Source organism: Cryptosporangium sp. NPDC051539, assembly GCF_044454545.1.
GTDB lineage: Bacteria > Actinomycetota > Actinomycetes > Mycobacteriales > Cryptosporangiaceae > Cryptosporangium.
This window is the reverse complement of sequence record NZ_JBITDV010000010.1, coordinates 320,238-327,072: the sequence shown is the minus strand read 5'-3', so window position 1 is coordinate 327,072 and position 6,835 is coordinate 320,238. Positions and strand designations below refer to the sequence as shown.

Genomic DNA, 6,835 nt, shown 5'->3' with positions numbered 1-6,835 from the left:
TGCGCGGACCCCACCTGCGCGGACCCCACCTGCGCGGACCCCACCTGCGCGGACCCCACCTGCGCGGACCCCACCTGCGCGGACCCCACCTGCGCGGACCCCACCTGCGCGGAGCCGACGTGGGCGGAGCCGACGGCGGGTGCTGAGCCCGCAGGTACACCCGCGGGGCCGGTCGGGCGTGGTGGCGGCACCGGGACCGATGCGCGCCCGGCCGGGCCGGCCTCGGCCGGCAGCGGTTGCGGACCGGTTCCCGGCGGCGTCGCCGAGCCGGCCACGCGCGCGCTCCCGAGCGCCGAAGCCCGTCCCGCCGCACCGCCGTCGGGCGGATCCATCGGCCCGACCGGCAGATCGGCCGTGTCTCCCGCGGATCCCTCCGCGGCGTACGGGGCCGGGGCGTTGCCAGGTGTGGTCGCTTCCTCGCGCGAGCCGAGAACGACGATGCGGACGTCTCCGAGCCCCACGACGTCGCCCGGATTGAGCAACGTCTCGGCCTGGATCGGCGCACCGTTGACGGACGTCCCGTTCGTGCTCCCGAGATCCCGCACGGTCAGGAAATCTTCGACGCTGGTCAGCGCCGCATGCCGCCGCGAGGTCTCCGGATCGGACAGCAGGATCCCGGACGCGTCGCGACCGACCTCCACGACCCCTTCGATCACCGCCGACCGCGACGGCAAGCCCGGTTCGCGGACTTCGACGAGCTGAGTCATCCGGTCACCCACCCAACCGCAGCACGACCCCGCGGGCGCGCGCGGCGGAGATGACGTTGCCCTTACGTTCGTACTTCTCGAGCGCGTCGGTCGCCGTGATGCGGGCGCCGATCGGGTCGCGTAGCAGTTCCAGCACCTCCGCGAGGTCCATCTGTACATCCGCCTCGACGGTCGACAATCCGGTGCCGCGAACCGTATCGACCGCCGACCGGGCGGCGTTCACCGCCTGCTCCACCCGGCCCAGCCGGGCCAGTGCCTTACCCCGGGCGGCCCGGGCCGTCGCCTGCGCGACGATCTCGTCGCTCGGGGCGGCGCGCTCGGCGTCGCTGGCCAGCTGGGCCGACTCGGCCAGCACACCCTGCGCATACCGGGCCTGCGCCAGCAGCGCGAGCAGGTTCGACAACACGTACCTCTCACCCATCTGGGCGCATTCCTCGGCGCCGGCATGAAGTCTCTCGGCCGCCGCTGACGGGTCGCCCGCCAGCATCTCGACGTAGCCACCGAGGTACGCCAGCGACACCGCACGCACCCGCAGCCCCAGCCGATCGGTGATCGCCTGCGCCGCGACCAGGTGCTCGCGGGCGTCGTCGAAGTTGCCCGCCATCGCGGTCAGACCGGCCAGCGCGCCGCGCAGCCGGACCTCCGCCGTGCGGTTGGTCGCCTTACTGGCCAGTTCGGCCCGGTACTGGGCGATCGTCGGCTCCACCGCCGCGTCGCCGAGAACCGCGGCCAGTGCGAACGCCTTGGAGATCGCCTGCCGGCGCGAGTCCGCGCCCGGCCCGGCGCCGCTGGGATGCTCCTCGTCGGTCTGGCCCCGGTCGGTGTTGTGCACCGCCCGCGGCAGCCAGCGGACGTCCCGCAGCAGCGTCCAGTTCGCCGCGGCCGACCCGCCTCCGGCGCCCAGCTCGACCGTCGTCGTCAGATCCGGCAACGGCGGGCGCTCGTCTGCCGCGGACGCGTTGTCGCCGGTGGCCGGCCCGGACAGCAGGCGCAGCACCGAGCGGACCTTCTCGGTCTCGGAGCGGAGCTCGGTGTCTCCGGTCCGCTCCGAGGCGGTGGCCGCCTCGTCGAGCAATTCGGACGCCCGGTTGAACTCACCGCGCTCGACCAGTGCGGCCGCGAACTGGGGCAGCAGCCCGACCCGGGCGGCGTGCTCAGCGGGCAGCAGCGCGGTGGCGCGGCCCAGCAACGTGATCGCGGCCGGCATGTCCCGGCGGGCGAACGCTCGACGCCCGGCGCGGCCGAGGTGCTCCGCGGCGCGGCGGGACAGCTCGAGCGTGTCCGCGTCGACCGGCCCGATACCGGTGCGGAACCGGGCCGCCTGCTCCAGGTGGAAACCGACGATCTCCTCCAGCTCGGGCAACCGCCCGGCGAGCTTCTCCTCCATCCAGCGCCCGGCCATCTCGTGCAGATGCGCGCGTTCACGCTTCGAGAGCGAGTTGTACGCGGCGTCACGAACCAGCTGGTGCCGGAACCGCAGCGCGCTCTCGCCGTGCAGTACCGAACCCTCCGGCCGCAGCAGTTCCTTGCGGACCAGCGAGAGCAGTGCCCCGGTCACGTCGCGCTGCTGCTCCGGCGGCGTCAGCGCGATGACCCCGTTGCGGTAGAACACGTCACCGATGACCCCGGCCCGCTCGAGCACGCCGCGCTCGTCCTTCGGCAGTCCGTCGAGACGGGCGGCCAGCAGCGCGCCGACGCTCGGCGGCACGGCCAGCCGGTTGATCTCCGAGGTCAGCGTCCATTTGCCGTCGACCCGGTCGAGCAGACCGTCGTCGAGCAGCATGCCGACGAGTTCCTCGATGTAGAGCGGGTTGCCCTCGGCCGCCTCGACGATCCGGGCCCGGACCTCCTCGGCCCCGTCGGCGCCGTCCAGCAGGTTGTCGAGCAGCGCGGCCGAGTCGTTGGACCCGAGTGGCTCGAGCGTCAGCATCCAGGTGTTCGTGCCGCCCCGGCCCCACTCCGGCCGGGCTTCCAGCAGCTCCGGGCGGGACAGGCAGCAGATCAGCACCGGGCTGTCGCGCAGCCAGTCGGAGATCTGGACGATCAGGTCGAGCAGCGCCGGTTCCGCCCAGTGCAGATCGTCCAGAACCAGGACGAGCGGACGCCGCGAGGCGAGCGTGTGGGCGAACCGGTACATCGCCTGAGGCAGATCTTCGACGCTGCCGGCCGGGATCGCCGACGGGTTCTGGTTGCCTCCGGCCGCGGCCGGAGCCGTCGGGTCGCCGAGCAGACCGGCCAGCGCGGCCACCGTGTGGTTGTCGCCGGGCAGCAGCGCGGACAGCTTGGCCCGGACGGCCGCGGTGTCCTCCTCCGGCCCCGCACCGGCGGCCTGCCGGACCACCTCGGCCAGCGGCAGGTAGGTGAGACCGTCTCCGTAGCTCAGACACTCGCCGTGCAGCACCGTCGCCCGGTCTTGGACCTGCGCCAGGAGCTCGTGCAGCAACCGCGACTTCCCGGCGCCGCCGGACCCGAGCACGGTGACGGTCCGCGCCGCGCGCTCGGTCACCGCCCGGTCGAACAACTGCCGCAGCAGCTGGAGCTCTCGGGTCCGGCCGACGATCGGCGCGTCCAGCCGGCGCGCATGTCCGGAAGCTCCGGGTTTGACGGCCAGCAGCCGCCAGGCGTCGACCGGGACGCCCCGGCCCCGGACGGTCATCGGCGGCAGCATCTCCGCGGTCACCGCGTCCCGGGACAGGCGGTAGGTCGAGTCTCCGATCAGGACGGTTCCGGGCTCGGCCGCGGTTTCCAGCCGGGCGGCCACGTTGACGACGTCCCCGAGCGTGATGTCTTGCCCCAGGTACGCCTGCCCGATCACGACCTCACCGGTATTGACGCCGGTCCGCAGGTTCAGCGTGACGCCCCAGTCGCGCCGGAGCGTCTCGTTCAGCCCCTCCAGCGACGCGTGCAGCTCGGCCGCCGCCCGCACCGCCCGCAGGGCGTCGTCTTCGCGGGAGTTCGGGAGCCCGAACACCGCCATCACCGCGTCGCCGATGAATTTCTGCACCCGGCCGCCGTGCCGTACGTGGATCGCGGTCGCGTGCTCGTAGTAACGGGTCATCATCCGGCGCAGCACTTCGGGGTCGAGCCGTTCGCCCAGCGCACTGGAACCGACGACGTCGGTGAAGACGACCGTGATCGTCTTGCGTAGCTCTCTGGTGTCCTCGGAGGTCAGTGCGTTTCCGCAGGAAAAGCAGAACCTAGCCTGCGGCGGGTTGTTTTCCTCGCCGCAGTTCGAGCACCGGATCTCGGGTGGCACGGGGGTAGCGTAGGCGCCCCGCGCTTCCGAGCCCACCCGGACTGACGGAGACCTGACTTCGTGGTCTAGCTCACGCCCCCGACCTGGCGGATCAGTACTCGGGGTAGGTGGGGAAGAAGTCACCGGGCCTTACGAACGAGAGCCGCCGGGTTGAGGATCTCGATCTTCGAGCGTCCGATCGCGATGATGCCCGCCTCCTCGACCGCGCGCAGTGCCTGGTTGGTCGTCGGGCGCGACGTCCCGGCGAGGCTCGCGATGACCTCCTGGGTCAGCGGTACCGCGACCGGCCGGGTCTGGCCGTCGTCGTAGGCCCGGGCCAGGTTCGCCAGCCGGCGCAGCACCCGCTTGTCGGCGGGCAGGTACAGGAACTCCAGCAGCCGGCCGTTGAGCCGCCGTACCTGGTTCGCCAGTAACTGGGCCAGCACCCGGTCCATCGGCGGGTACTGCTGACGCAGTGCGTCGAACCGGTCACGCTGCAGTGACAGCGTCTCGCAGCCCTCGAGCGCGGTCACGGTCGCCGACCGTACCGCCTTGCTCGGGTCGGCCTCCAGCAGCGCCAGCTCGCCGACGGTCTCGCCCGGTCCGGCGATGGCCAGCGTCACGCTGTCTCCGGCGTCGGTCGTCACACGCACGCTCACGTGACCGGACTCGATCAGGTGCAGGGAGTTGGCCGGGTCACCCTCGTGGAACAGGACCTCGTTCCGGCGGAACTTCCGCCTCCGGGCGACCGTCAGCAGCTCGCGCCGCTCCTTCTCGTTGAGCATGGACAGCGTTGACCACTCCATCGACCGCGGCTCTCCCTCAGGCCTTGAACTTCACCGAATCGAGCAAGGTCTTGAACTTGCTCTCGTTCTTGTCCCAGGCGCTTTCCGAGGCGAAGAACACCAGCAGGACGGTCTGGTTCGACGTCGCGTCCTTGACGACGAAGCAGCGGATCCGCAGATCGCCGTCGCCGCCCGATTCCTGGAGAGAACCGTCGTGCCGAGTCGCGTCCCGCCCGTCCACGACTGCCGTTTGCTGAGTGTTGAGCGAGACCGTGGCCGGCAGGTAGTTGGCCAGCGTGGCTTTGCGTTCGTCCGCGGTCGCCGGGAAGTCCGTCGTGGCCAGCAACGTGTAGACGCCGACAACCGAGTCCGAGTCGTTCTTCAGCGGCCGGTCGATGTCGTTCCAGCTCGTGGCCGCGCCCGGAGTACCGAACAGCGACAACGCCTCGCTCGAGTGCGGCGAGAACACCACGTTCGTGCCCGGACCGGCCATCTTCCAGCTGTCTGGATAGTCGAACGAGATCGGCACCGTCGTCGTGGCGGTGAAGTGCTTCGTGCCCTCCTGGAACGGCTTGAGGACGAGGAAGGCCACCAACGCGATGACGAGGACCAGCGCACCGGCGAGGCCGCCGATCAGCAGCTTGCGCCGCCCCGAGCCGGACGACGGCGTCTGCCCGTTGGCGGGCGGCCCGCTGACGCCCTGCGGCGGCGCGGAGTACGGGTAGGGCGGTGCGGAGCCGGCGGGCGGGGCCGAGTACGGGTACGGCGGCGCCGAACCGGGGTGCGGCGGGGCCGAGTACGGGTAAGGCGCACCGGTGTGCTGGCTCGGCGGGGCCGAGTAGGGCGTCATCGCCTGCGGCGGCGTCGAGTACTGGGGCGGCGTCGAGTACTGCGGCGGAGCCGAGTACTGCGGAGGTGACGAGTACTGCGGCGGAGCCGAGTGGGGCGGTGCCGACTGCGGGGGTGCCGAGTGGGGCGGCGCCGAGTGCGGCGGTGCCGACTGCGGGTACGCGCCGGGCGGGAACTGCGTGGGTGAGTACTGGTGCGGATACGGGGTCTGCGGCGAGTATTCGCCCCCCGGCACCTGCGTGGTCGGAGTCCCCTGGGGCTGTGCACCGGTTTGGGCCCCGGTCTGGCCCGCGCCCGACGGCGGCGTGTACGGACCGCCCGGGTACGCCGACGGCGGCGCGCTGCTCGGGCTGACCGCCGTGCCGCCGGTCGCACTCGTCGGCAGGTTGACCTGGTTGCCGTTGAACGCGGCGCCCAGCGCGCTGATGAACTCCCCGCAGGACGCGAACCGCCCCTCCGGCCCCTTCGCCATCGCGGTCTCCACGACCTTGTCGACGGCTGCCGGGACGTCTTGCCGCACCTGGCTGATCGGCGTCGGCATCTCCATCAGGTGTGCCCAGAGCAGCGCCGCGTCGTCCGTCCGGATGAACGGCACCTTGCCGGTCAGCGCCTGGTAGACCACGCACCCCAGCGCGTACACGTCGGTCCGGGCGTCGACCGCCTTGCCGCCGATCTGCTCGGGCGCGACGTAGTCCATCGTCCCGACGACGATGCCGGTCGCCGTGACGCCGGTCAGCGACGACGCCCGCTTGGTGAGGCCGAAGTCGCTCAGGTACACGTGGTCACGGCCGCCGGGTGCGGTGGCCGCCGAGACCAGGATGTTCGCCGGCTTGACGTCACGGTGGACGAGGCCGGCCTTGTGCGCGGCGTCGAGGGCCGCACCGACCTGGCCGAAGACGCCCATCGCCTCGTCGACGGTGAGCGTCCCCCGGCGCTTGAGCACGACCTTGAGGTCGGCGCCCTCGACGAAGCGCATGGCCAGGTAGAGGTGACCGTCGACCTCGCCGGCCTCGTAGATCGGGATGATGTTCGGGTGGTCGAGGGAGGCCGCCAGGCGCGACTCCCGCAGGAACCGCTGCCGGAACTCCTCGTTCTGGGCGAGTTCCGGAGCGAGCACCTTCACCGCGACGATGCGACCGAGACGGGTGTCTTCCGCGCGGTAGACATACGCCATGCCCCCGCGCCCGATGAGCGACTGCATCTCGTAGCCCGCAGCGCGAAGCCCCTCGAGGCGCGCGGACTCGATCGAATCACTCATC

General features: G+C 71.8%; 4 protein-coding genes. All 4 read right to left on the bottom strand.

Annotated elements, in window-relative coordinates:
• The coding region (locus tag ACIBZJ_RS29985) for an FHA domain-containing protein (protein WP_395935441.1) at positions 1-707 on the bottom strand (707 nt) is incomplete at its 3' end.
• 4 nt (positions 708-711) lie between these two features.
• Positions 712-3,963 carry an AAA family ATPase gene (locus ACIBZJ_RS29980; protein ID WP_395935438.1) on the bottom strand — a complete coding sequence of 1,084 codons (3,252 nt, stop codon included), beginning with the start codon at positions 3,961-3,963 and terminating at the stop codon, positions 712-714.
• A 119-nt stretch (positions 3,964-4,082) separates the two neighbouring features.
• Positions 4,083-4,748: a Crp/Fnr family transcriptional regulator gene (locus ACIBZJ_RS29975; protein ID WP_395935436.1), complete on the bottom strand. Its 666-nt coding sequence runs from the start codon at positions 4,746-4,748 to the stop codon at positions 4,083-4,085.
• 16 nt (positions 4,749-4,764) lie between these two features.
• Positions 4,765-6,834 (bottom strand): protein kinase, encoded by a 2,070-nt coding sequence (locus tag ACIBZJ_RS29970; RefSeq protein WP_395935434.1) that lies wholly within the window; start codon positions 6,832-6,834, stop codon positions 4,765-4,767.
• Between the last annotated feature and the right edge of the window lies 1 nt (position 6,835).

Coding starts and splice junctions, on each gene's coding strand:
- ACIBZJ_RS29975 (WP_395935436.1), bottom strand. CDS start 4,748: ATGGAGTGGTCAACGCTGTCCATGCTCAACGAGAAGGAGCGGCGCGAG.
- ACIBZJ_RS29970 (WP_395935434.1), bottom strand. CDS start 6,834: ATGAGTGATTCGATCGAGTCCGCGCGCCTCGAGGGGCTTCGCGCTGCG.